Raw genomic sequence first — 23,354 nt, 5'->3', positions numbered from 1 at the left:
AATTCATTGAGGTTGCGGGCAAGGTTTACCTTCCGTTGACGGATCTTACTAAAATTGAGGTAAAAGCCCGCCTCCTTTGTCCGACATTGTTATCCACTCTCCTATTTCGTCCCTTACTGTCTTGGGCAGAGACGATTTTTCGAGGGAGAGAGTAGTAGTGATCCGAGCGGAGAACAGGCCGAGTTCGCCTGCAGAGTGGCGCCGTGCTGGCGACCTCGTCGCTGGTGTCGTGGCGCGTGCGTTCATGGTTCCCACCGTTGAGCTGAGAGCACCCAGCAGGTCGAGGCAGCCCGTTGCCTATGCGCGCCAGGCTGCTCTTTATCTTCTCCATGTGGTGTTTGGCGGCACCTACCAGGAAGCAGGATCGGCATTAGGGCGTGAACGCACGACCGTCGCCTATGCGTGCAGCCTGATCGAAGACGATCGGGACGAGGCAAAATTCGACCACAAGATGAGCCATCTCGAGGAATGGATCGAGCGGCTGTGGTCTGTCGAACAACTCCGTATGCTGCGCAGGGTCAAGTTGAAGCAGGAAGCTCGAGCTGCCGCCTGACGTCCTCGGGTGTCACACCCGCTTCGCGCATCGCTTCGAGGGTCACGCTCTTATCCCGCTTCGCAAGCCGCTTGCCGTCTGCGTCTAGAATAAGGCGGTGATGGCGGTAGCGGGGCGCGGGGAGGCTCATCAACTCCTGCAGAAGCCTGTGGAGGGGTAGGGCATCCTCAAGATCGATCCCGCGCCAGACAAGGTCGACACTCTGGTCCGCATCGTCGAGCACCGAAGCCATGTGATAGCTGGTCGGAAAATCTTTCCGTGCAAGGACGGGATCATCAAGCCCCGAGAGCGAAAGTGACCGGCGCTCAGGCGCTCCCTCACCGCTCTCGACGTCAGCCTCAAGATGATCGCTACCGACCGCATCGATGGCGCGGGCCGTGTTCAGCCGCCATGCGAAGGACTTCCCCTCAGCCAGAAGCGCCTCTTCTTCCGCGCGGGGCAGGGGTGCGGTGACCGGAGGCCGCGCTTCATCCCCATGCGGAGCACCCGCCAGCTCGCGAAGCTCCGCCCTCGTCTTGAAACAGCGATAGAGAAGCCCGCGATCCGCGAGCCCCTGCAAAGCCTCTTCGTAGACGCTGACCCGTTCAGACTGCCGACGCACCTCGCCGTCCCATTCAAGGCCAAGCCATTCGAGATCACGGAGGATCGCCTGTTCGAATTCGGGCCGGCAGCGGCCTTGGTCGATGTCTTCGATCCGCAGAACGAATCGCCCGCCCGATTTCCGCGCCTCGTCATGGTTAAGAATCGCTGAAAAAGCGTGGCCGAGGTGCAGGAGCCCTGTCGGTGAGGGCGCGAAACGGGTCGTGATCGGTTGCGGCACGTGACCTGCATAGCCCGGGTTAAGGAAGGAGCAACCATGTTCGACGCCAAGACCCAGGGCCAAAAGCTCACCCCGCGCGCCATTACCATTGAGCTGCGCGACGGCCGCCGCCTGAAGGGCGTGCTGCAGCTGCCCAAGAGCGCAACGGCTGGGAAGCTCCTCCGCGGGAACAGCGCGTACCTGACGATCAGGACGCCGAAAGGCGATCTCGCCATCGCCCGGGATAACATCGCTGCGCTCCTTTTGGGCGATGACGCGCTGTCATCAGAAGCACCGCGCCCAAGGAACGACGTGCCCCGGATCGCCTCGCGGATCCGCAGGGACGAGCATCACAGGCTCCTCTCGATCCACGCCGACGCCACGCCGGCTGAAATCAAGGCCGCCTACAAGAAGCGCATTTTTGAGTGCCATCCCGACCGCGTCCGCTCGAACGGCGGCTCGCCGAGCACCGTCCGTGCTGCCGAAGAGCACGCCGCGAAGGTCAATGCTGCCTACGCGACGCTGATGGCAAGGGCTTCGGCGGCTTAGCCTGCGCCGCCGACGGTAATGGCGTCGATCTTGAGGGAGGGCTGGCCGACGCCCACGGGAACGCCCTGACCGGCCTTGCCGCAGACACCAATACCAGGGTCGAGGGCGAAGTCGTTCCCGATCATCGAAATTTTCCGCATCACCGAAGGACCGTCCCCAATCAGGGCGACGTTTTTCAGCGGTGCGCCAATTTTGCCGTTCTGGACGCGGTAGGCCTCGGTGCAGTTGAAGACGAATTTGCCCGACGTGATGTCCACCTGGCCGCCTGCGAAGTTCACAGCATAAATGCCGTCTTTCACACTCTCGATCAGCTCAGCGCGCGGTTTGTCACCACCCAGCATGAAGGTGTTGGTCATGCGCGGCATCGGGGCGTGCTGATGGCTCTCGCGCCGTCCATTGCCAGTCGGCGCCACGCCCATGAGCCGCGCATTCATCCGGTCCTGCATGAAGCCTTTGAGAATGCCGTCCTCGATCAGGGTCGTGCGCGAGGTCGGGGTGCCTTCGTCATCGACGGTGAGGGAGCCTCTGCGGCCTTCAATCGTGCCGTCATCGATCACAGTGACGCCCTTGGCAGCGACTTGCTCCCCGAGGAGCCCCGCGAACGCCGACGTCTTCTTCCTGTTGAAGTCGCCCTCGAGGCCGTGACCCACAGCTTCGTGGAGGAGAACGCCGGTCCAGCCTGATCCTAGCACGACTTCCATCTCGCCAGCGGGAGCCGCGACGGCTTCGAGGTTCACGAGCGCCATCCGCAGCGCTTCGTCGACCTGCGCCTGCCAGAAGTCAGGCTGGAGGAGGCGGGTGTAGGTCTCGCGGCCGCCAGCGCCGGTGGAGCCGGTCTCGCGCCGGTCTCCATCCTGCGCCGTCACCGAGACGTTGAGCCTGACCAACGGACGAATATCGCGCACTGATTCGCCGCCGGGGCGGACGATCTCGACATTCACCCATTCGCCAGAGAGCGAAGCGGATACCTGGCAGACGCGCTTGTCCTTGTTCCTCGCGTAGGCGTCGATGTCCTGAAGGAGCTTGGTTTTCACTTCGAACGGCACCGCAGAGAGAGGATCGTCCGCTGCGTAGAGGTGGCGATTCGTTCGGGCAGGGGGCGCAGCGAGCGTGCCGCCATGGCCCGCCTTCACCGCCTCAACCGCCGCCGCCGACCGCTTCAGCGCCGCCTCGGAAAGCTCAGAAGCATGAGCAAAGGCAACGGTTTCGCCCAGAACAGACCGCAGGCCAAAGCCCTGCGTCATGTCATAGGCTGCGTTCTTCAGCCGGCCGTCGTCCCAGACGAAGCTCTCCGACTGCGCGTATTCGAGGAACAGCTCCCCGTCGTCAGCATGGCCGAGGGCCTTGTCGATGATCGCGCGGGTCCGCGCTTCGTCGAGATCGGTCTGGGTGAAGAAGAAAGAACTCATGGAAATCGCCTCAAGCAAGGCTTCCCATGTGGGTCACGCCGAGCCTTCTTGGCAAGGCGGGGAGCGAAAAAGCCGCTTTGCAGCGGGGAGTTCCCGGGTGATCGGAATTCACTTGCACTGCAACTGCGAAAAAGAGGGGTTCTGCGACGAAAAATCGTCCGCTAGGGGGGCGACAAACGTAACCTATCAAACGTAGTAGACGCGCCATGACACGCCTTCTCGTAGCCGCTTTCACCGCGGCCATCCTTTTCGCGATTTCCGCCGCTGAGCCGAGCTTTGCTCAGGACGCTGCCGCTGCAGTGCAGGAAACCACTGTCGACCGTCCTGATCCCAAGGGTATCGGCCTTCGCCCAGCGGCCACGCCCGTCGCTGAAGAGATCCACGTCTTCTACGACGCGATCCTTGTCCCGATGAAAATCGGCATCAGCGTCTTCGTGCTTGGTCTCCTTGTCTGGGTCTGCATCCGCTACAGCAAGCGCGCTAATCCCAACCCGAAGAAGTTCAGCCACAACACGCTGGTCGAGGTCCTCTGGACGGCCATCCCGGTCTTCATCCTCCTGATCATCGCTGTGCCATCGTTCGAGCTCCTGAGCGTCGAAGACATCATGCCTGACGGTCAGGTGCACGAGTATGACGCGACCCCGGGTCAGACCCAGTATGCGTTCCCGAACGACTTCGCGAAGTCGCGCATGGTCACGAAGGCCCGCCACATCGAAGTGGCTGCCGTTGCCGATAATGGCGACCGCCGCCTCCTGCAGTTCGATGAAGACTATGACGTCGCGAATCTCGGCGACGAGACCGTCGTCGTGCAGCTCGCCGAAGCACTTCCCGCTTCGGAGCGTCTGGTCATCACCGCTGGCCGCAGCCGCGTCGGTGCGAAGCCGGTCCTCGGTCTCTTCGGCGCTGATCGCTCCAAGATCGTTCCCGCGCCGACCCTGACCATCAAGGCGACGGGCTTCCAGTGGGGCTGGCGCTACAGCTACCCTGAGTTCGGCGACTTCGAATTCGACGCCCTGATCGCCGCTGAGGCTGATGTCGGTCGTGAGCTCTATCGCCTCGCGGCAACCAACGACATCGTCGTGCCGGAAGGCGAGACCGTCCGCATCATCACCACGGCGACCGACGTGATCCACTCGTGGACGATCCCCGCCTTTGGCGTGAAGATCGACGCGATCCCGGGCCGCCTGAACGAGACGTGGTTCGCCACGGATCAGGTCAACACCTTCTACGGCCAATGCTCGGAAATCTGCGGCAAGGACCACGCGTTCATGCCGATCAGCCTTCGCGTCGTTCCGCGCGATGAGTTCGAAGCATGGGTCGATGAGCAGCGCGAACTGAATGGCATGGAGCCGGTGTTCGCGGGTCAAGAACTTGCCGCTGCCGACAGCGGTGAAGAGCGCCAGGCAGCGCTCCAGTAATTTCAGAGGACAGAGCAATGAGTGCGACTGACCAAGTACACACTGGCGACCACGCCGACCACGACCACAAGCCGGGCTTCTTCGTCCGCTGGTTCTACTCCACGAACCACAAGGACATCGGCATCCTCTACCTGATCTTTGCCATCCTCGCGGGTGTCGTCGGCGGCGTGATGTCAGGCCTGATGCGGATCGAGCTGGCTGAGCCGGGTATCACCTTCCTGACCAACTTCACCTCGGGCACGCCCCAGGAGCAGATCGAGTCAGCGAAGAACTTCTACAACGTGCTGATCACCTATCACGGCCTGATCATGATCTTCTTCATGGTCATGCCCGCGATGATCGGCGGCTTTGGCAACTTCTTCGTGCCGATCATGATTGGTGCGCCGGACATGGCGTTCCCGCGCATGAACAACATCTCGTTCTGGCTCTACGGTGCGTCGGCGACGCTGCTGTTCCTGTCGATGTTCGCTCCGGGCTTCTCCGGTGAGCTCGGCTATGGCGGTGGTTGGGTCCTTTATCCGCCCCTGTCGACCAGCTCGCCTGGCCCGGCGATGGACCTCCTAATCGTCTCGCTTCACCTTGCAGGTGTCAGCTCGATCCTTGGTGCCATCAACTTCATCACCACGATCTTCAACATGCGCGCTCCAGGCATGACGCTGCACAAGATGCCGCTCTTCGCCTGGGCAGTCCTCGTGACGGCGTTCCTGCTGGTCCTCTCGCTTCCGGTCCTCGCCGGCGCGATCACCATGCTGCTGACCGACCGTCTCTTCGACACGGCGTTCTTCGATGCAGCCGCAGGCGGTGACCCGGTTCTCTACCAGCACCTCTTCTGGTTCTTCGGTCACCCTGAGGTCTACATCCTGATCCTTCCGGGCTTCGGCATGATCAGCCACATCGTCTCGACGTTCTCGAAGAAGCCTATCTTTGGCTATCTCGGCATGGCCTACGCCATGGTCGCGATCGGCTTCATCGGCTTCATCGTGTGGGCGCACCACATGTACACCGTGGGCCTCTCGGTCGACATGAAGGCTTACTTCGTGGCCGCCACGATGGTCATCGCGGTTCCGACCGGCATCAAGATCTTCTCATGGATCGCAACGATGTGGGGTGGCTCCATCGACTTTAAGGTCCCGATGCTCTGGGCCGTGGGCTTCATCTTCCTGTTCACCGTCGGCGGTGTGACGGGTGTGGTCCTCGCGAACGCAGGTATCGACCACTACTTCCACGACACCTACTACGTGGTGGCGCACTTCCACTACGTGCTCAGCCTGGGTGCAGTCTTCGCGATCTTCGCGGGCTGGTACTACTGGCACGAGAAAATGTTCGGCGTGAAGTACAACGAGCTCCTCGGACAGATCCACTTCTGGGTGATGTTCGTCGGCGTGAACCTGATCTTCTTCCCGCAGCACTTCCTCGGCCTGCAGGGCATGCCCCGCCGCTACATCGACTACCCGGTGGACTATGCTTACTGGAACGAGATCTCGACCTACGGCTACTACGTCATGTCCGCTGGCATGCTGGTCTGGTTCGTCGCCCTTATTCAGGCGTTCTTCTTCGGCAAGCGCGGCCAGGCGGAAGCCAACCCGTGGGGCGAAGGCGCAACCACCCTCGAGTGGACGCTTCCGAGCCCGCCGCCGTATCACCAGTTCAATGAGCTTCCGAAGATTAAGTAGTCTTCCCGCGGCTCTTTGACCGAATGAGGCGCCGCGCTCTTGCAAAAGGGCGCGGCGCTTTGATTTACGAGACTATATCCAAGGGATGACCCGCACGACGATGAGCGAGACAGCCACAGACCAAGAAATCCCGGCCCACCTGACGGCCGAGCCTTCTGACTACGCCGCGCTTCTGAAGCCGCGGGTGATGAGCCTGTCGATCTTCACCGCGCTCGTCGGCATGGTCGTGGCGCCCGGTCCGGTACCGAGCTGGGGCCTCGCCATCCTTTCCACGATCGCGATTGCGCTCGGGGCAGGGGCCTCGGCGGCGCTTAACATGTGGTGGGACAGCGACATTGACGGCCTGATGGCGCGTACGGCCAAGCGCCCGATCCCGCAGGGTAAGGTTCCCGCTGCCGAAGCCTTCGGCCTCGGCATCGTCCTCTCCGCGCTGTCGGTTTGGCTGTTGGCGCTGTCAGGCGGTTATCTCGCGGCAGGCCTCCTCGCCATCACCATCGGGTTCTACGTCGTCGTCTACTCGATGTTCCTGAAGCGCAGGACGCCGCAGAACATCGTGATCGGCGGTGCTGCTGGCGCGCTGCCGCCTGTCGTGGGTTATGCCGCCGTCACAGGCACCGTGCCGCTTGAGGCATGGGCGCTCTTCGCACTGATCTTCATCTGGACGCCGCCCCACTTCTGGGCGCTCAGCCTCCTGAAGAAGGGCGACTATGAAGCGGCGGGCGTTCCGATGCTCCCCAACGTCAAAGGCGATGCGGTCACCCGCCGGGAGATTTGGCGCTACTCCATCCTCCTCGTCCTGACGGCGCCGCTGATTGCGTTCTTCCCGCTGGCAGGCTGGCTCTATGCAGCGAGCTCCATCGTTCTGGGTGCAGAGTTCCTGCGCCGCGCATGGATGCTCCGCGGCTCTGAGGACAATAAGGGTGCCGCAGGCCTCTTTGGTTTCTCGATCCTCTATCTCTTCGCGCTCTTCCTCGTTCTGCTGGTTGAGCACTGGGCAGGTTTCCATGGCTGACACCGACACCAACACCACGATGGTTGCTGACACACCTGACGATTACGGCCGCGAAGGCTTGCCGACAGGCGAGCATCATCAGCCTACGGAGGCTGAAGAGAAGGCGCGCAACAAGCGCAACATCGCGATCGCACTCTCGGTCGTGGGCTTCGTGGTCCTCATCTACCTCACCACGTTCTTCCGCCTTGCGGAGAACCTGAAAGGGGCAGCAGGCTGATGGATAAGAACGCGCGCGTTGCCCTGATCGTCGCTGGCGTCGTGGCCGGCATGGTGGGCCTGAGCTTTGCGGCCGTCCCTCTCTACCGCGCGTTCTGCCAGGTCACGGGATGGGGCGGAACAACCCAAGTTGCTGACGCCGAGTCCGACCGCGTACTGAACAGGAAAATCACGGTGCGCTTCGATGCTTCGCGTGCTGACGGCCTGCCTTGGGAGTTCAAGCCCGAGCAGGTGAAGCAGACCCTCCGCATTGGCGAGACGGGCCTTGCCTACTACGAAGCCACCAACCTGTCGGACAAGCCGGTCATCGGTACGGCAAGCTTCAACGTCCAGCCCGCCAAGGCTGGCGGCTACTTCATGAAGGTCGAGTGCTTCTGTTTCTCCGAGCAGCTCTTGATGCCCGGCGAGAGCATCTCAATGCCGGTGACCTACTTCATCGACCCGGAGCTTGATGACGAGCGCCGCCTCGACGATGTTCGTGAGATCACACTCAGCTACACCTTCTACCGCAACGAAGATGCTGAGAAGCGTGAAGGTCTGAACCCCGAGCGCTACGCTTCGCGCTGATCAAGCCTGCTCCCGGCGCAAAGGGTGCAGACGGAACGTCTGGTCGTTCCAAATAGCGGTTCGAGAATGCGGGACGGCGTGATGTTCGTCAGTCTGCGGATTCAAAGCGAGCGAAGGCTTTGGCGTAGGTGACCTCGCCTTTGCGCGGCCCTTCTTCCTCATCGAGGAAAGCCACCTGCAGATAGGGGCCTGCAAAAGCCCCTTGGAAGGCATCGGCATCATCCACGCTGAACCCGAAGCGCTCATAGAAGGCCGGATCACCGAGCAGGAAGACGCTGAGCCAGTCATTGGCCGTCGCCAGCGCAAGGCCGCTCTCGATCAAAGTCGAAGCGATACCCGTACCGCGATGCGGCTCCGTCGTTGCGACGGGGCCGAGGCCTAGGGCACGCTCCGGCGCGATCATCCGTGAAAGGATGACATAGCCGAGGATCTCGCCTTCGCTGTCCGCGACCAGCTCGATCTCCGCATCGCTGTCCTTGCGCAGTTGCACCACAAGCTCAGCCTCTGCGGGGCTGTCGAACGAAGCCCGGAGGAGGGCATCAACAGCTGCTTCATCGGAGGCTTCGTAGGGCCGGAGTTCCCAGTCGATCTCGCTCATGCTGCGGCCTCCGCCTTGATACGCTTGATCATGCTGGCGACGCCGTTCGAGCGTTGCGGGGTGATGTGCTCGGCAAGGTCGATCTCGGCCAGCCGGGCTTCGGCGTCGGTGGCGGTCACTTCACCTTTGGCCTTGCCGGAGAAGAGGCTGACCATCAGCGCCACGAGGCCCTTCACGATGGAGGCGTCGCTGTCGCCACGGAACCGGACATCATCGCCTTCGCCCTCGAAGACGAGCCAGACCTGGCTGGCGCACCCGCGGACCTTGTTGGCCTCGTTGCGCTCCTCGTCGGTGAGGGGCTCGAGGTTCTTCCCGAGGTCGATGATGTAGCGGTACTTCTCGTCCCACTCGTCGATGAATTCGAAGTCGGCGACGATATCGTCAAAGGCTGGGAGCTTTGCGGTCATGCTTCGCGAGCTAGGATGCGCCGCGGCAAAAGAAAAGGGCGCCGGACCCATGGCCGCGGCGCCCTTCGATGTTTCTTCCGAGGCTCTCGCCTTAGGCGCCCGAGGCACCCGCAGCTGCCGGCCAGCCGACGCAGCTCGACATGTCGTTGAGAGCGTGTTGGCCGAGGCAGAAGGCTTCCTCGTAAGGCGTGCGCGTTGCCGCGATGCACTGGTCGAGGTTCATCTGGGCGTTGGTGAAGCAACGCTCGGACTTCTTCGAGGTGCCGAAGGAAGCGAGATGACGCTGCTCGGCATCGTTCATGACGTAGCGTGCGCCGAGGACCAGGGCCTTGGTGACGATCGTCGAAGGACGAGCGGCCGGGTTGACCGCGGTCTCATCACCCCAGTCTTTCGACCAGCTGGCGAGGTTCACGAGGTTCGGGCGAGCGGTGCCCTTGCGGCTGACGACGACTTCACGGTCATAGTCGGCCCACTTGCGCTTGGCAGCGAACTGCATCGCGGCGTCGACACGGTCCATACCGGCGAGAGCGATCTCGCGCTTGGCCCAGGCGACGTTCTGCATGGCATAGGCTTCAGCGATGAACTGATCGCCAGCCTTGCGGATCTTGGCAGCGTCGTTGGTCGCGAAGGCCATGATGGCTGCGACGGCAGCTTCCGAGCCAGCCATGTTGCGAACGATGACCGGGTTGGCCTCGATCTCGGCTGCGAAGGCTTCTGCGTCACGGCGCTTCTTCATCTTCGCTTCGATGGCCGATGCGAACTCAGGCGAGTCAGCGGCGATCATCGCTGCGTAGGCGATCCACGAAGCGGCCATCGTACGGTTGTCGTGGCTGGCAAGGCGGAAATACGCATCGCGCATTTCGGCTTCGCTCGCAGGCATCTTCGTGGAGACATGGTCGATGTCCTCACGGAATTGAATGTAGGGCTGCGCTGCGTATTCGATCAGCTGCGCGCCTTTCATGTCTTCGACTTTGGCTGCAGCGCCGGCATGAGCCGCGCCGAGCGAAAGTGCGGAAACTGCGAAGCCAGCAGCGACTAGAGACTTGAGCATACCGTTCTCCCCAATTTCGAAGCGGCTGGCTGATGCCGTTTGACCGCAGTCTGCACCTTCCAGCAAGCTTGGTTTACGAATTCTGAATGCGTTGACGATGTTCCGAACCATCTTAATGCTCCCACCATAGTGACCCTTTGCACCGTGGGAGAGGATGGGTGTTCCGCGTTCAGGAACATTTAAGAGCCAAGGGCCTAGCGTTAACACATGCATGCGATTCACGGCCAAAATGCTGGCATCATCCCGGAAACTGAGAGCCTGCGGGCACCTTCCCTCGGAGGGAGCCCCGCAATGATTCTCCGCCAAGATGAGCAGGGCACGATTGTTGGCGCCAGTGAAACTGCGGTGACACTTTTTGGCGTGCGTGGAGAGCCGATCCGCGGCCTGCGCCTGACGGACCTTGTTCGCGCCCGGCAGCACCCGGCACTTCTCTCTGCGATGAACGAAGCGCTGGCGGCCGGTAAGTCTGAACTCGCCGTCGACCTGCGCGAGGGCGCGCGGGTGGCGTCGGCCATCCTTGAGATCCAGTCGATCCCGGCGGGCGGCTTCATCACACGCATCCGTCCGAAGATCGCGTCGGCTGCTCCCAAGCAACAGCCTCGCGGGCTCTCGAAGCTCCCCTCGGAAAAGCTGGCCGATGTCAGCCACGAGATCAGGACACCGCTCAACGCGGTGATCGGCTTCGCTGACGCCCTGCGCCAAGAGAGCTTCGGCCCTCTGGGTGATCGGCGCTACCGGGACTATGCCCGCCTTATTCAGGAGAGCGGCCAGCACGTCCTCAGCCTCATCAACGACCTTCTCGACCTCTCCAAGGTCGAAGCGGAGAAGCTCGAGCTGCATCTCGAGCCCGTCGACGTCCGCGCCTTCGTGATCAGCGTCGCCCAAACCTTCGGCCTTGAGGCCGAGCGGGCAGGGCTCGAGCTGACCTGCCAGACCGCGAAAGCCGTCGGCATCCACACGATCGATAAGAAGGTCGTGCGCCAGGTGCTCCTCAACCTCCTCGGCAATGCCCTCAAATTCACCCAGTCGGGTTCGATCACGCTTAGGACCAAGGTCTTGGGCGACCAGCTTGTCTTCGCCGTGGAAGACACAGGCGTCGGCATGAGCCGCGCTGACCTCGGCCGCATTGGCGAGCGGTTCTATCAGGCCCGGTCCGAAGGTGTTCGCGGCGGCAAGGGCTCAGGCCTCGGCCTCTCCCTTTCGGCTGCGCTCGCGAAGGCCCATGGCGGCCGCCTCGACCTGACCTCCGAAGAAGGCCGCGGCACGGTCGCGACCCTCTCGCTCCCGATCAAGCAGGCCCAGCCCAAGCGCTACCGTCCGCTTGAGAACAATGTCGGCGCGGAGATCGTCTCTCTCTACCGCTCGGCCCGCCAGCGGGTTTCCTGACAGATCATGGCCGCAAGGCTGCGCAGCGACCTTCAGGTCTCCGCCCTTCAACGGACGGCGGAAGGCGAAGGGCTGATCTTCACGGTGCTCAAGAAGGGCCATGAAGAGGGGGGGATGATCCTCCTCAAATGGGTGGAAGGCCGCGAAGCACGCCTCTTTGCGGAAGGCGCTGTCGGTGACGATCGCGGCTGGATTGCCCGAGGCGAGGAGCCTGTCCCCGAGTTCGAAGCGAACGAGATGATCAGGAGCGAAGAGAGCTTCGACCCTGATCTGTGGGTGATCGAAGTGATGGGCAGCTTCTCACGGATCGCGCGGCTGCTGACGCCTATCGGCTAGTCCTCGTCGGGGCTGCCCGCGACTTTTCCGGTGACCTGAGGCCCTGTGTAGATCTTGGCGCCGGGGACGGAGGAAGAGGGGACGTACTCGTCGTTCCCCGCCACCCGGCCCGTCAGGCGCTCGCGGCGCTCCTCGCGTCCCAGGATGCCCCTGATCGGGTCATCGCCATAGAGGTCCGAATAGACGCCGGAGCCGTAGATCCTGTCCTGCAGGTCCAGCTGCAGGCCCGCATAGCTGGTCGCGAGCTCAGCGAGATCCCGGTCATGGGCATAGATGTCGTCATCGAGGGGCTGGGGCTCCAGCGCCATCGCGGAATGGGCACCGGTCATGAAGGCGGAGAAGATGCGGGCGGGGTAGGTGGCCCCGGAGACCTCGTTCATCTCACGATTGTCGTCATTGCCGACCCAGACCCCTGCGGTCAGGTGCGCGGAGTAGCCAACGAACCATGCGTCCCGCCAGCCATTGGTCGTGCCCGTCTTGCCCGCCACCGCATGACCCTCGACCCTCGCTGCGCTGCCGGTGCCCGTCACCGTCACGGACTGGAGGAGGTCCGTCATCCGCTCCGCCGAGGAAGGGCTCATCACGCGGTTCGCAGGTGGTGCGCTGCGGGTATAGAGAAGCTCGCCGCGGCGGGTCCTGACTTCCTTGATGGCATAGGGCTCTAGCGCGATGCCGCCATTCGCAAATGGCAGGTAGGCGGCCGTCATCTCGTCGAGGGGCGTTTCGAAGACGCCGAGCGCGATCGAGGGGTGAGGGGCCATGTCGCCTTCGAAGCCGAGCCTGCGCCCTGTCTCGATCACCGTTTCCCGGCCAACCGCTTCGGTGAGCTGGACGGTCGTTGTGTTGGAGGAGCGTGCCAGTGCTTCGCGGAGGCGGACGGCGCCGAGATAGCGCTCTTTATAGTTGGAAGGCTCCCAGCCTTCGACTTGCACGGCGCGGTCGATGAACAGCGAGTCCTGGTCGAACCCGGCTTCGAGCGCTGCGAGGAAGATGAAAGGCTTGAAGGCGCTGCCTGGCTGGCGCTTCGCCTGGGTCGCGCGGTTGAACTGGCTGTCGGCGTAGTTCTTCCCGCCGATCATGGCGACGATGCCGCCATCGCGGTCGTACGCAATCAAGGCTGCCTGCTCGACGCCTCTGGCGAGTGCGACATCATCGAGCTGCGCCGCCACGGCTTCTTCGGCCGCCTTCTGCGCGCCGGCATCGAGCGTTGTGATGACGATCAGGTCTTCCGTCGCGTCCGGCAGCAGCCGCTTCAGCTCCGCCGCTGCGTGGTCGAGGAAATAGCCGCCGCCCGCCGAGCGGTCTTTCAGATGAAGCTCCGGCGGGAACATCATCGCCATGCGGGCGGTCAGCTCGTCAATGCGCTTCGCTTCAAGGAGGTTGCCGATGACCTCATGGCTACGCTCCAGCGCGCCGTCATAGTTCGCATGGGGCGCCAGCGCCGATGGTGCCTTGGGTAGACCAGCAAGGATGGCCGACTCCGCCAGGGTCAGATCCGCGGGAGCCTTCGAAAAATAGGCCTGCGCCGCTGCGTCGATCCCGTAGGTGTTTGCGCCGAGATAGATGCGGTTCAGGTAGAGCTCGAGGATCTCCTGCTTCGTCAGCCGCGCTTCGAGCCAGAGAGCGAGGTGCAGCTCCTCGAACTTCCGGGAAAAGGTCTGTTCGCCGGAGAGGAAGAGGTTCTTCACCAGCTGCTGGGTGATCGTAGAGCCGCCCTGAACCACGTCGCCAGCCTCGTAGTTCCTGACGGCTGCACGGACCATCGCGGTCGGGTCGAAGCCGGGATGGTGGAAGAAGTTCCGGTCCTCGGTCGCGAGGAAGCTGTCGATCAGGTAGGGCGGCAGCTCTCTGAGATCGATGGGCTCGCCAAGGTCGCTGCCCCGGGTACCGAGCTCGGTGCCGTCAGCGGCCCTCACCACGATGTTGGGCTGCCGGCCCGCCGAATCGAGATCGACGTCAGCCGTAGGGAAGTAGGTCCGCGCGACCTGCGCATTCACCGCAAGGAGGGGGATCGCGAGGGTCAGCGCCGTCGAGGTGCCGAAGAGAGCGGGCCTGATGAGGTGGCGAAGCCTGAGAGCTTTGGCCGTCGACACGGCTCCGCGTCCCACAACCTTCAGGAAGGTCTTGGTGCCCACCATGAAATCGGTGGTCAGCTCTTTGAAAACCTTGGCCGTCGCCCCGTTCCTCTTCTCGCATCGTCGCCGGTCAGCGACTCATCCAACAGTCTAGCGGAACGATCGTCCCGCATCAGTTCGCAGCGCAGCAAAAAGCAGGTTCCTTGCCGCGAGTTCACCGCGAGCGATCAGAGTTCGCCCCGCGCGATCCACGCCGTGTCCGAGACTTCCTCGAACCAGGGGGAGAACCCTCCGACATAGATGGCGTTGTCCTTCTCGAAGGGGGAGCGCTCGAAATCGGCGATCTTCGCCAGCGGGCGCTGGTTCGGATCATTCCCCGGCACGAAGACCTCTTCGAGGCGGTAGGAGGTCTGCCCACCGACAACGGTCCTCACGAGATACCAAGCGTCCTTGCCAAACCCCGTCCGCCAGTAGGGGAAAGTGGGCCGGGCGATCAGGTAGTCAGGGTCGTAATAGACTTCGATGCCAATCCACTCTTCGAGGTCGCGGCCCCGGCGTTTGATGGTCGTCGCCTCGTGCGCCTGAATGTAATGCGGCTCGCGCCCAAGATCGGTGCGGAGGAGATTGGCCAGGTCCCGCTCGAGGATCGGACGCTCATCACCCGGAGAATAGCGGAAAGCCCGGTTGAGAGACGTGAAGGCCAGCGTCGTCTTGGACCGCGACCGGTCACATCGGAACGACGAGATGTGGTACGCCTTCTGCCAGTAGATATCGAGGTTCTCGAGATAGGGCCGGGTGGCCACAAGGTCTTCGAGGTCGAGAAGCACTTCCCATGTCGCGCGCGCCCCGTCCTGACGCTGCAGGATCTGGCGATCGGTCGCTGCGTACATCCGGCCATTGCAGACCGCGAAGCCGCGCACCTTTTCCTGACCTCGCGGCGTGAACTCCGGAACCGGATCGAAGCGGATGCCGCCGATCGCTGCCGGATCATAAAGACCGCGCGTGATGCCCAGCGGCGCAGGACCCGCGCCTATCAGCACCGTGTCACGCTTCAGCTTGGGATCGCGCCAACCGTGGATGGCGTCCACGCTGACCATCTCGACCTGCGCATCGGAGCTACCGATCTCCTGCTTGGTCCAGTTGCCGCTCGGCGTACGGATGAAGAGCCCGGCAGGCGCAGCCTGACCGCGCTTCTTGTCGAAGGCACCGCCGACGAGGAGGTAGTCGAGCCGCTCAATAGGCATCCCCTCGAAATCGGTCTCGAAGCTCACTGGCTCCAGAGAGGACGCGCGAGAGAAGCCGCGGGGCATCTGGTAGTCGAGCTCCCAATGATCCTCGCGGCTATCAAGGCGCAGGACCTGGCCCCGGCGGCTGTTCTCGGTGTCGTTCTTATGGGCATTGCCTGCGAAGAGGCGGCCTTCATGGGTGACGATCCGGGTGATCTCCGTGCCCGTCATGTTGCGGCCGTTGAGGTCTTCCTCTCCCGCTTCGAACGCGAAGAGCCATGGGACATCCGGGATGTCGGCCTTCTTCTCGTCCTGGGAGATGATGATGTTGGCTTCGCGGCGGATGAAGGTGATCGCTGCCTCGGTCATCGCGTCGCCCTCCGAGCCGAAATAGCGGTAGACGCTCTCGCGGTCCCGGCCGATCGCTTCATAGACCACGGCGACCGCGCCGTTCCTTCTCAGCTGCGCAGCGAAGGGCTTCGCCTGACGGAAGTCGTTCTGGGTGCCTGCTGAATGCACGATGAAAAAGGGCGGTAGGGCATCGGCCTTGGCGGTCTGGTAGGCGGGGGAGACCACAGGCCAGAAGGCGGCATTGTCGGTGAAGACGTTGCGCAGGGTCCTGCCAATTGACGTCTCGAGCGTCGTCGCGCCAAGCTCTGCAGGGATGTCATAGGCCTCGGCGTCGATGGCAATCACGCCGCCAAGGTCCGAAGGCTTCGCCCCGTGCTTGGCGAGATAATAGGGGTCGGTGCCCACCAGCGCCGCGATATGCGCGCCTGAAGCATGGCCAGCGACATAGATCTGGCGCGGGTCGATGCCGTAGCGGTCAGCGTTCTTCGCCAGCCAGACGGCTGCGCCTGCCACGTCTTCGGCCTGCTCTCGCGGGGTCACTTCGGGGTGGAGGCGGTAGTTCAACGCCGCGACGGCGAAGCCTTCCTGCAGGAAGAATTTGGTCTTGGAGACCGCCGTGCGCTTGTCGCCGGACTGCCAGCTGCCGCCATGAACGATCAGGATCGCAGGCTTGAGCTGATCCAGCGGCCGCGCCGCGACATCCATCAGCTGGCGCGGATGGCCGCCATAGGGCTTGTCCCGCTCGATGATCTCGGCAGGCAAAGGCTGCGCATGCGCAGCGGTGGTGATGGCAGCAATGGCTAGGACCAGCAGGCGGATCATGGACGAACCTCAAGGCTTCGCGGGCCCTTCTGGGCCTTCCCTCCGTCCCTTCTCGCTGCCAGACGTTAAGCTCTTGTTGAGGCTGTTTGGATCTTGCCGAATGTCCACGGAACGTCCGTTCTGGGAGAGGAAAGCCCTCGCGGAAATGACCCGCGAGGAGTGGGAGTCCCTGTGCGATGGCTGCGGCCGCTGCTGCCTCGTCACCCTCGAGGACGAAGACGAGCCGGACGTTTTGGACGAGACCTCCATGCACTGCCGCCTGTTTGACCCCGAGAAGCGGGCCTGTACCTGTTACGAACGCCGCTCCGAGATCGTGCCCGAATGCGTGCCGCTCCGGCCTGACAATATCGCCGCGCTCACCTTCATGCCGCCGACCTGCGCCTACCGCCGCCTCTCCGAAGGCAAGGGCCTTGCCGACTGGCATCCGCTGGTCAGCGGCAGCGCGAAGACGGTCGAAGAGTTCGGCATCGCCGTCTCCCGTGATCTCGTGAACGAGCGCGGGGTGAAGGAAGAGGACTACTGGCGCTACGTGAACGGACGCCGACGCCGCTAAGCGCTTCTCTCTCATTCCAGAAATGCTCAGGGTGCGGGCAGACTTATCCCCGCGTCCTCCCCATGCCGTAACTTCTCAGCATGCGGCAGAGCAGTGACACCCTCGCTTCCGACCTCCTGAAAGGTCTCGAGCTTCTCCTCATCGACCAGGCGGAGGCCTTAAACGGCATCGACTGGCACGATGGGGAGCAGGTCGCGCTCGCCGAGAAACGTGGACGGATCATCCAGGTCCACAGAGGCAATGTCGAGAAGACACTCGGAATGAATGACAAGCGACAGATCAGCGACATCGACGACCCCTTCCACGGCGACACCGAAGCCCTCAGACGAGACTTGGAACTGCGACTTCGTCGCCATGCAGATGCTCTTGGGAAAGAAGAGCTCGCTCGAAGGATACGAGCGCGAGGACTTGATCCCGATAAACTGGGGATGGGACTTCTGGGCGCGGACGGATCAGAAAGCACCGGAGCGTGACTGGCGCACTTGGCTCGTCCTTGGCGGCCGTGGCGCAGGCAAGACCCGCACCGGCGCCGAATGGATCCATGAGCGTGTCCGTCAGGGGGCGGAGCGTATCGCCCTCGTGGCCGAGACCTATGGCGACGGGCGCGAAGTGATGCTGGAAGGCCCCTCAGGTCTCCTCCACACCGGCTATCCCAGCGAACGACCGCGCTACGAACCCTCGCGCAGGCGGCTTTCCTGGCCGTCGGGAGCCGAGGGGCACATCTTCTCAGCCGAGGACCCAGAAGGCTTGCGCGGCTATCAGTTCGATACGGCGTGGTCGGACGAATTAGCCAAGTGGCCGTCTGGCGAAGACACCTGGTCGAACCTTCAGATGGGCCTCAGGCTTGGCGATGATCCGCGCCAGATCGTCACCACGACGCCCCGCACCGTGCCGCTCCTGAAGGAGATCATGGCTCGCGAGACGACCGAGCTGACCCGCGCCTCCAGCTACGCCAACCGCACGAACCTCGCCGCCAGCTTCTTCTCCGAGATCGCTGCCGTCTACGAAGGGACCGCGCTTGGCCGTCAGGAATTGCTCGGTGAGCTGATCGAAGACCTCGCAGGCGCGCTCTGGACGTGGGACATGATCGAGGCTGCGCGGGCGGAGCCGCCCCAAAGTTTCCGCCGGATCGTTGTCGCAGTGGACCCACCCGTGACGAGCCATGAGGGCTCGGACGCCTGCGGCATCGTCGTTGCTGGCCTCTGCCATGCGGAGGACAAGCGCGCCTTCGTCCTCGCCGACCTCACGGTGAAGGGCCTGCGGCCCCATCAGTGGGCGGAGCGTGTTGCGGAGGCCTATCACCGCTTCGAAGCCGACCGCGTCGTCGTGGAGGTCAACCAGGGCGGCGACCTCGTCACCGATGTCCTGGGCACGGCGAGCCCATCCATCCCCGTCAAGGCCGTCAGGGCGACCCGCGGCAAGATCGTCCGGGCTGAGCCTATCGCCGCACTTTATGAGCAGAACCGCATCCACCACGCCTGTCCGCTGCCCGAGCTCGAAGACCAGATGACGAGCTTCACCGGCGTGGGCTCTGGCAGCCCCGATCGCCTCGACGCCCTCGTCTGGGCACTGACGGACCTGATGATTGGCCACGAGGCCGTCCCGCAAATCCGATCGCTCTGAAGGAGGAGCCATGTTGAAACGATTGATCCGCAAGGAGGGCCCGGCGGAAGCCAAGGGCACCTCCCTCGCCACCCTCATCGCGCTCCACGGGGCAGGGGAGCCGGGGGGAGCTGTCCCTGCACCGAGCTTCACCGGCAACGTCGTCGCCTACCGCTCGATCCGCATGATCGCCGAGGCCGCGGCCTCCGTGCCCCTGCAGGTCAGGGAAGGTGGGGAGGTGCTGGCCGACGGCACGCTCTGCTACCTCCTTGACTGTCCGAACCCGGACCAGTCAGGGACGGAGCTTCTGGAGGAGATCTACGGACATCTCCAGACCCACGGCAACGCCTATATCGAGCGCCTCGACAATGACGGAGACCCGCGCGCGCTCTTCTCCGTGCACCCTGAGACGGTGGAGGTCACCGAAGACGGCTACCGCCAGCGCCTGAAGCGCGGTGAGCGGATGATCCGCCCCGACGTGACGGGCCGCTCGCCGCTCCTGCACCTTGCGCTCTGGCAGCCCCAAGGCGGCCGCAGGGGCCACGCGCCGCTCTCGACAGCGCGGGAGGCCATCCACCTACATAACGCAGCCGGAGCGTGGAACCGTCAGCTCCTCGACAACGCCGCGAGGCCGTCGGGAGCGCTCATCCACCGGGCCAAGGAAGCGGGTGGTCATCTGACCCCTGAACAGTTCGACCGCCTGCGCGCAGAGCTCGACCAGTCCTTCGCTGGACCCCGCGGGGCGGGGCGCCCACTCCTCCTCGATGGCGGCCTTGACTGGCGGCCAATGGGCATGACCCCGGCGGAGATGGACTTCCAGAACCTCAAGCACTCAGCCGCCCGCGACATCGCGCTGGCGTTCGGTGTGCCGCCCATGCTGCTCGGTATCCCTGGTGACAATACCTACGCGAACTATCGCGAGGCGAACCTCGCCTTCTGGCGTCAGACGGTCCTGCCCTTGGTCAAGAAGGTGTCGGGCGCGCTTTCGGGATGGCTCGAGCCCGGACGTATGCAGAGGGTCGAGCCTAACCTCGCGGCCCTCGAAGCGCTCGCGCCAGAGCGTTCCTCACGCCTCGACAGGATCGCAGCCGCCGACTTCCTCTCCGACGCAGAGAAGCGTGCAGCGTTCGGCTATCCCCCGCAGGAAGGTGGCGCGCGATGACCGGGCGTCGGCGAGTCCCACTCGCAGTGATCATGGCGCTGTGTGTACAGCTCATCGCCGCGCTCCTCTGGGCGGGGGCAGCCGCCCACCGGCTGACCGCGCTTGAGGCTAAGCTCACAGCGCTCCCGGCCCTCGATGTCCGCGCTGCGCGCCTTGAGGAGCAGACCGTGCACCTCTCCGCCCAGATGACCCGGATCGAGATGAAGCTCGACCGCGCCCTCCATGAGGAGAGCCAGCGATGATCGCCGAGAACCGCGCGGAGATCGAAGGCTACGCATCCCTCTTCGGCGTTGCCGATCTGACAGGCGACAAAGTCATGCCCGGAGCGTTCGGACACCAACTTATCCCCGCAGGAAGGGCGCCAGTTAGGATGCTTTATCAGCATCAGGCGGAGGCCCCGATTGGCCGTTGGACGACCATCAAAGAGACGCAACGCGGACTGTTCGTGCGCGGAGAGCTCTTCCTCGACACCGATGGAGGGCGCGAAGCCCACGCGCTTGTCGAAGGCGGCGCACTCGACGGTCTCTCCATCGGTTTCAAGACCCGCAAGGCCCGCAAGAGGCCAGGCGGCAGGCTCCTCACCGATGTCGACCTCTGGGAAATCAGTATCGTGACGTTCCCGATGTCGCCCCAGGCCAGGATCACCCGCGTCGGCGGTCCCGGCCAGCGCCTTCCCCGCAACCTTCTCGCCGCTTAGAAAAAGGATACGGCATGACTCTAGAGACCAAACACGCTTCTGTCGAAGAGAAGGCGCTCGCCGCCGATCTTCTGCACACGTTCGAAGCCTTCAAGTCCGAGAACGATCAGCGCCTCGACGCCATCGAAAAGCGCGGCCACGCAGACCCGCTGCAGGACACAAAGCTGCGCAAGATCGAAGCCTCGCTCAATGAGCAGAAAGCGGCTATCGACCGCCTCGCCATCTCGGCCCAGCGCAGTGTGCAGGCGGACGAAGCGCCTGAGCAGAAGCGTGCCTTTGAGCAGTATATCCGCGCCGGTATCCTGACCGCGCCGGAAGAAAAGTCGCTCTCGGGCTCGTCCGATGCCGATGGCGGCTACACCGTGCCGACTACCATCGAAACTGCGATCGACCGTGCCCTGACGGAAGTCTCGCCGTTTCGCAGCTTCTGCAGCGTGCGCCAGATTTCGTCCTCAACCTACCGCGTCGCGGTCAACGAAGCAGCCTACGCTTCGGGCTGGGTTGGCGAGACCGATGCGCGGCCTGAAACCACGACACCGTCGATCGCCGCCATCGAGTTCAAGACCGGCGAGATCTACGCCATGCCCGCGGCGACGCCGCAGCTCCTCGAGGACTCGGCCGTCGATATCGAGGCGTGGATCGCTTCGGAGGTGCGCGGAACGTTCGCCTCTGCAGAGACCGACGCCTTCGTCAATGGAGACGGCGTCAACAAGCCGCTCGGCTTCCTCCAGGCCCCGAATGCCACGGACGCCACCCGCACCGCGACTGAGATCGGCACCCTCGCAGGCGGCATCGACGGCGACAGCCTGATCGAGCTCGTCTATGCGCTCGACAGCCGTTACCGCGAGAATGGCCGCTTCGTCTTCAACCGCCACACGGCAGAAGCCATCCGTAAGCTGAAGGGCTCGGACGGCACCTACCTCTGGACCCCGGGCATCGCCGCAGGCCAACCGGCCACGCTGCTCGGCTATCCGGTCGCAGAAGTCGAGGCTATGCCGAACGCAGGCGCCGGCGCCAATGCCGTCGCCTTCGGTGACTTCTCGGCAGGCTACCTGATCGTCGACCGCAAGGGCGTCCAGGTCCTCCGCGATCCGTTCAGCGCCAAGCCCTACGTGCTCTTCTACACCACGAAGCGCGTCGGCGGCGGCGTTCAGGATCACGCAGCCATCAAACTTCTGTCCACGTCGTAAGAGGACACAGGCGATGTACGAGCTCATCACCCCTCCGGCCGTCGAGCCCTTTTCCCTCACGGACCTCAAGTCGGCCCTCAGGGTCGACCATTCGAATGAGGATGATCTCCTGATGCGGCTCGGCATCACGGCGAGGGCGTTTATCGAGCGCAGGCTCGGCCACGCCATCGCCGCCCAAACCTGGCGGCTGACCCACCCAGGTCAGCCGTCGGGGCCCCTGACCCTCCGCCCCGGGAAGGTCAGTGCGGTGACGGATGTATCCCTCCGCTATGGCGAAGGCGCCTATGCCTCCACCTTTGACTACACCTTCTGCGAAAGCCGCCCGGCCACGGTGACGATCACCGCACCGAGCGCCGCAGAAGACGGCGCGATGACAGGCGTTCAGGTCACCTTCACCGCTGGCCGCAGCGACGTCTCCACCACCCCGCCGGAGCTCATCGAGGCCATCCTGTCCCTCGCCGCGCACTATTACGAGAACCGCGAGGCTGTGGGCGAAGGCCGCTATGTCGCCATGCCGCTGAAGGTGGAAAGCCTGCTCTCCGGCCTCCGCGAGGTGTCGCTGTGATCGGCGAGCTGCGCGACGAGATCGAGATCCTCCGCCCTCATCGTATTGTCGACGAAGGCGGCGGATACTCCTTCGGCTACCAGAGCCTCGGCACGGTTGCAGCACGGGCCGAGCGAAAGCGCGCAGCCCGCGACCGGACCTTTGGAGCGGAGCAGCTGCGCTCCCGCAAGAGCTTCCTTATCCGAAGCCGCGATGACCTGATCTTCGAAATGCGGATTGTCGAGCGCGGCCAGACCTACCGTATCACCGATATTCAGGACCAGGATCAAACCGGCCGCTTCGCCCTCATCGAGGGAGAGGAGATCATGCAATGACCATGGATGCAGCATGGGCGCTCCAGACCGCGCTCTACGACGCCCTGACCGGAGACGCAGAGCTTCAGGCCCTTCTCGGAAGTCCCGCGCGGGTTTATGATACCGTGCCAAAGAATGCCGCTTTTCCGCTAGTTCAACTCGGCTCCGTCCGTATGCGGCCCTATGAGGGGATCGAAGGCGGGTATGAGCATATCATCCGCTTGACCGTCTTCTCCCGCTGGGGTGGCCGCAAGGAGCCCAAGGCGGTCACGGAGCGCCTTCGCGCGATCCTCCAAGACGCCCGGCTGACCCTTGAAGGTCACGAGATGGTCCAGGCACGGATGGTCTTCGAAGATCACCTGAAGATCCGTGAGCCCGACATCATGCAGGGTAGCTTGCGCTTCCGCTTCGTGACCATCACCGAAACGGCGGTGGCAGCGTGAGCGCTCAGGCTGCTGACCTCGCGCTCCTCTCGGTCGGTGAGGGTACGGAGCAGGTCCCTGTCGCAGGCCTCACGCGCCGCAGCCTGCGTCTGGATCGCCGTCCCGGCGACCGCACCACGCGCGATGGCGCAGGCTGGCAGGAAGCCGAAGCCCTGACAGGCCCTGCGTCTGCTGAGCTGCGAGGAGAAGGCGTGTTCCTCTCCGGGACCGCGATGGACTTCATACGGACGGTATTCCTCGAAGGCGAGAGTGAGGTCTTCGCGCTCGCCTCGGGAGGAGGGGAGTGGCGCGGCCGCTTTCTCGTCCGCCAGCTGAGCTTCGACGGCAAGGCGGAGGACGAGATGCGCTTCTCCATTCGCCTCACCTCCACCGGCCCCGTGGCCTTCAGCCCCAGCAACTAA

The 23,354-nt window shown here is 63.6% G+C and carries 27 protein-coding genes; 19 read left to right on the top strand and 8 right to left on the bottom strand.

What is annotated here, in order from left to right:
• The first annotated feature begins 157 nt into the window (after window positions 1-157).
• On the top strand, window positions 158-553 hold the full coding sequence (locus tag HK107_RS11815) for a helix-turn-helix domain-containing protein (RefSeq protein ID WP_173200021.1): 396 nt from the start codon (window positions 158-160) through the stop codon (window positions 551-553).
• On the opposite strand, the gene gluQRS is transcribed toward HK107_RS11815, so the two are convergent.
• Window positions 519-1,373: a tRNA glutamyl-Q(34) synthetase GluQRS gene (gluQRS, locus tag HK107_RS11810; protein WP_173200019.1), complete on the bottom strand. Its 855-nt coding sequence runs from the start codon at window positions 1,371-1,373 to the stop codon at window positions 519-521. The genes HK107_RS11815 and gluQRS overlap by 35 nt on opposite strands.
• Before the next feature lie 36 nt (window positions 1,374-1,409).
• Between gluQRS and HK107_RS11805 the strand changes: the two genes are divergently transcribed.
• Window positions 1,410-1,901, top strand: a complete 492-nt coding sequence (locus tag HK107_RS11805; protein ID WP_173200017.1) for a J domain-containing protein — start codon at window positions 1,410-1,412, stop codon at window positions 1,899-1,901.
• On the opposite strand, the gene tldD is transcribed toward HK107_RS11805, so the two are convergent.
• Window positions 1,898-3,310 carry a metalloprotease TldD gene (tldD, locus tag HK107_RS11800; RefSeq protein ID WP_173200015.1) on the bottom strand — a complete coding sequence of 471 codons (1,413 nt, stop codon included), beginning with the start codon at window positions 3,308-3,310 and terminating at the stop codon, window positions 1,898-1,900. The genes HK107_RS11805 and tldD overlap by 4 nt on opposite strands.
• Window positions 3,311-3,516: 206 nt before the next feature.
• Here tldD and HK107_RS11795 point away from each other — a divergent pair, with 206 nt between their 5' ends.
• From HK107_RS11795 to HK107_RS11775, 5 genes are all read left to right on the top strand, one after another.
• Window positions 3,517-4,728, top strand: a complete 1,212-nt coding sequence (locus HK107_RS11795) for a cytochrome c oxidase subunit II (protein ID WP_173200013.1) — start codon at window positions 3,517-3,519, stop codon at window positions 4,726-4,728.
• 17 nt (window positions 4,729-4,745) lie between these two features.
• Window positions 4,746-6,401 (top strand): cytochrome c oxidase subunit I, encoded by a 1,656-nt coding sequence (ctaD, locus tag HK107_RS11790; protein ID WP_173200011.1) that lies wholly within the window; start codon window positions 4,746-4,748, stop codon window positions 6,399-6,401.
• Window positions 6,402-6,477: 76 nt separating this feature from the next.
• Window positions 6,478-7,413 (top strand): heme o synthase, encoded by a 936-nt coding sequence (locus HK107_RS11785; protein ID WP_408636690.1) that lies wholly within the window; start codon window positions 6,478-6,480, stop codon window positions 7,411-7,413.
• Window positions 7,406-7,630, top strand: a complete 225-nt coding sequence (locus HK107_RS11780; RefSeq protein ID WP_173198890.1) for a protoheme IX farnesyltransferase — start codon at window positions 7,406-7,408, stop codon at window positions 7,628-7,630. The genes HK107_RS11785 and HK107_RS11780 overlap by 8 nt, the downstream gene beginning before the upstream one ends.
• The gene (locus HK107_RS11775; RefSeq protein WP_173200006.1) at window positions 7,630-8,196 is read left to right on the top strand and encodes a cytochrome c oxidase assembly protein; all 567 of its coding nucleotides are present in this window, start codon (window positions 7,630-7,632) and stop codon (window positions 8,194-8,196) included. The genes HK107_RS11780 and HK107_RS11775 overlap by 1 nt, the downstream gene beginning before the upstream one ends.
• An 88-nt stretch (window positions 8,197-8,284) precedes the next feature.
• Here HK107_RS11775 and HK107_RS11770 read toward each other — a convergent pair whose 3' ends face one another.
• The 3 genes from HK107_RS11770 to HK107_RS11760 form a co-directional block, all read right to left on the bottom strand.
• On the bottom strand, window positions 8,285-8,794 hold the full coding sequence (locus HK107_RS11770; RefSeq protein ID WP_173200004.1) for a GNAT family N-acetyltransferase: 510 nt from the start codon (window positions 8,792-8,794) through the stop codon (window positions 8,285-8,287).
• Window positions 8,791-9,201 (bottom strand): SufE family protein, encoded by a 411-nt coding sequence (locus HK107_RS11765; protein WP_173200002.1) that lies wholly within the window; start codon window positions 9,199-9,201, stop codon window positions 8,791-8,793. The genes HK107_RS11770 and HK107_RS11765 overlap by 4 nt, the downstream gene beginning before the upstream one ends.
• 91 nt (window positions 9,202-9,292) lie before the next feature.
• Window positions 9,293-10,252: a hypothetical protein gene (locus tag HK107_RS11760; RefSeq protein WP_173200000.1), complete on the bottom strand. Its 960-nt coding sequence runs from the start codon at window positions 10,250-10,252 to the stop codon at window positions 9,293-9,295.
• 291 nt (window positions 10,253-10,543) lie between these two features.
• Here HK107_RS11760 and HK107_RS11755 point away from each other — a divergent pair, with 291 nt between their 5' ends.
• Together HK107_RS11755 and HK107_RS11750 are read left to right on the top strand one after the other, a co-directional pair.
• The gene (locus HK107_RS11755; protein ID WP_173199998.1) at window positions 10,544-11,638 is read left to right on the top strand and encodes a sensor histidine kinase; all 1,095 of its coding nucleotides are present in this window, start codon (window positions 10,544-10,546) and stop codon (window positions 11,636-11,638) included.
• Between the two features lie 6 nt (window positions 11,639-11,644).
• Window positions 11,645-11,974, top strand: coding sequence for a DUF1491 family protein (locus HK107_RS11750; protein ID WP_173199995.1), 330 nt, complete (start codon window positions 11,645-11,647; stop codon window positions 11,972-11,974).
• Here the strand turns inward: HK107_RS11750 and HK107_RS11745 are convergent.
• Together HK107_RS11745 and HK107_RS11740 are read right to left on the bottom strand one after the other, a co-directional pair.
• Window positions 11,971-14,112, bottom strand: a complete 2,142-nt coding sequence (locus HK107_RS11745) for a transglycosylase domain-containing protein (protein ID WP_173199993.1) — start codon at window positions 14,110-14,112, stop codon at window positions 11,971-11,973. The genes HK107_RS11750 and HK107_RS11745 overlap by 4 nt on opposite strands.
• 164 nt (window positions 14,113-14,276) lie before the next feature.
• The gene (locus HK107_RS11740; protein WP_173199991.1) at window positions 14,277-16,448 is read right to left on the bottom strand and encodes an alpha/beta hydrolase; all 2,172 of its coding nucleotides are present in this window, start codon (window positions 16,446-16,448) and stop codon (window positions 14,277-14,279) included.
• 100 nt (window positions 16,449-16,548) lie between these two features.
• On the opposite strand from HK107_RS11740, the gene HK107_RS11735 reads away from it, so the two are divergent.
• On the top strand, window positions 16,549-17,001 hold the full coding sequence (locus HK107_RS11735; protein WP_173199989.1) for a YcgN family cysteine cluster protein: 453 nt from the start codon (window positions 16,549-16,551) through the stop codon (window positions 16,999-17,001).
• Between the two features lie 158 nt (window positions 17,002-17,159).
• Here HK107_RS11735 and HK107_RS11730 read toward each other — a convergent pair whose 3' ends face one another.
• Window positions 17,160-17,357: a hypothetical protein gene (locus HK107_RS11730; RefSeq protein ID WP_173199987.1), complete on the bottom strand. Its 198-nt coding sequence runs from the start codon at window positions 17,355-17,357 to the stop codon at window positions 17,160-17,162.
• Between HK107_RS11730 and HK107_RS11725 the strand changes: the two genes are divergently transcribed.
• From HK107_RS11725 to HK107_RS11685, 9 genes are read left to right on the top strand one after another with little or no spacing between them, the layout of a single operon-like run.
• Entirely contained in the window at window positions 17,356-18,624 is a 1,269-nt protein-coding gene (locus HK107_RS11725; protein WP_173199985.1) for a DNA-packaging protein, read from the top strand. The genes HK107_RS11730 and HK107_RS11725 overlap by 2 nt on opposite strands.
• 10 nt (window positions 18,625-18,634) lie before the next feature.
• A complete protein-coding gene (locus HK107_RS11720; protein WP_173199983.1) occupies window positions 18,635-19,765 on the top strand; it encodes a phage portal protein in 1,131 nt (376 codons plus the stop codon).
• Window positions 19,766-19,797: 32 nt separating this feature from the next.
• A complete protein-coding gene (locus HK107_RS11715) occupies window positions 19,798-20,007 on the top strand; it encodes a hypothetical protein (RefSeq protein ID WP_173199981.1) in 210 nt (69 codons plus the stop codon).
• Window positions 20,004-20,462 carry an HK97 family phage prohead protease gene (locus HK107_RS11710; RefSeq protein ID WP_173199979.1) on the top strand — a complete coding sequence of 153 codons (459 nt, stop codon included), beginning with the start codon at window positions 20,004-20,006 and terminating at the stop codon, window positions 20,460-20,462. Before HK107_RS11715 ends, HK107_RS11710 begins: the two co-directional genes overlap by 4 nt.
• A 14-nt stretch (window positions 20,463-20,476) precedes the next feature.
• Window positions 20,477-21,652 (top strand): phage major capsid protein, encoded by a 1,176-nt coding sequence (locus tag HK107_RS11705; RefSeq protein WP_173199977.1) that lies wholly within the window; start codon window positions 20,477-20,479, stop codon window positions 21,650-21,652.
• Between the two features lie 13 nt (window positions 21,653-21,665).
• Window positions 21,666-22,217, top strand: a complete 552-nt coding sequence (locus tag HK107_RS11700; RefSeq protein ID WP_173199975.1) for a head-tail connector protein — start codon at window positions 21,666-21,668, stop codon at window positions 22,215-22,217.
• Complete coding sequence (locus tag HK107_RS11695; protein WP_173199973.1) at window positions 22,214-22,531, top strand: head-tail adaptor protein; 318 nt, start codon at window positions 22,214-22,216, stop codon at window positions 22,529-22,531. The genes HK107_RS11700 and HK107_RS11695 overlap by 4 nt, the downstream gene beginning before the upstream one ends.
• Window positions 22,528-22,953, top strand: coding sequence for a DUF3168 domain-containing protein (locus HK107_RS11690; protein WP_173199971.1), 426 nt, complete (start codon window positions 22,528-22,530; stop codon window positions 22,951-22,953). The genes HK107_RS11695 and HK107_RS11690 overlap by 4 nt, the downstream gene beginning before the upstream one ends.
• Entirely contained in the window at window positions 22,950-23,354 is a 405-nt protein-coding gene (locus tag HK107_RS11685; RefSeq protein WP_173199969.1) for a phage tail tube protein, read from the top strand. The genes HK107_RS11690 and HK107_RS11685 overlap by 4 nt, the downstream gene beginning before the upstream one ends.

Source organism: Parvularcula mediterranea, assembly GCF_013085255.1.
Taxonomy (GTDB): domain Bacteria; phylum Pseudomonadota; class Alphaproteobacteria; order Caulobacterales; family Parvularculaceae; genus Parvularcula; species Parvularcula mediterranea.
Note: the sequence above shows the minus strand (reverse complement) of the source record. Positions and strands in the feature narration are given on the sequence as shown.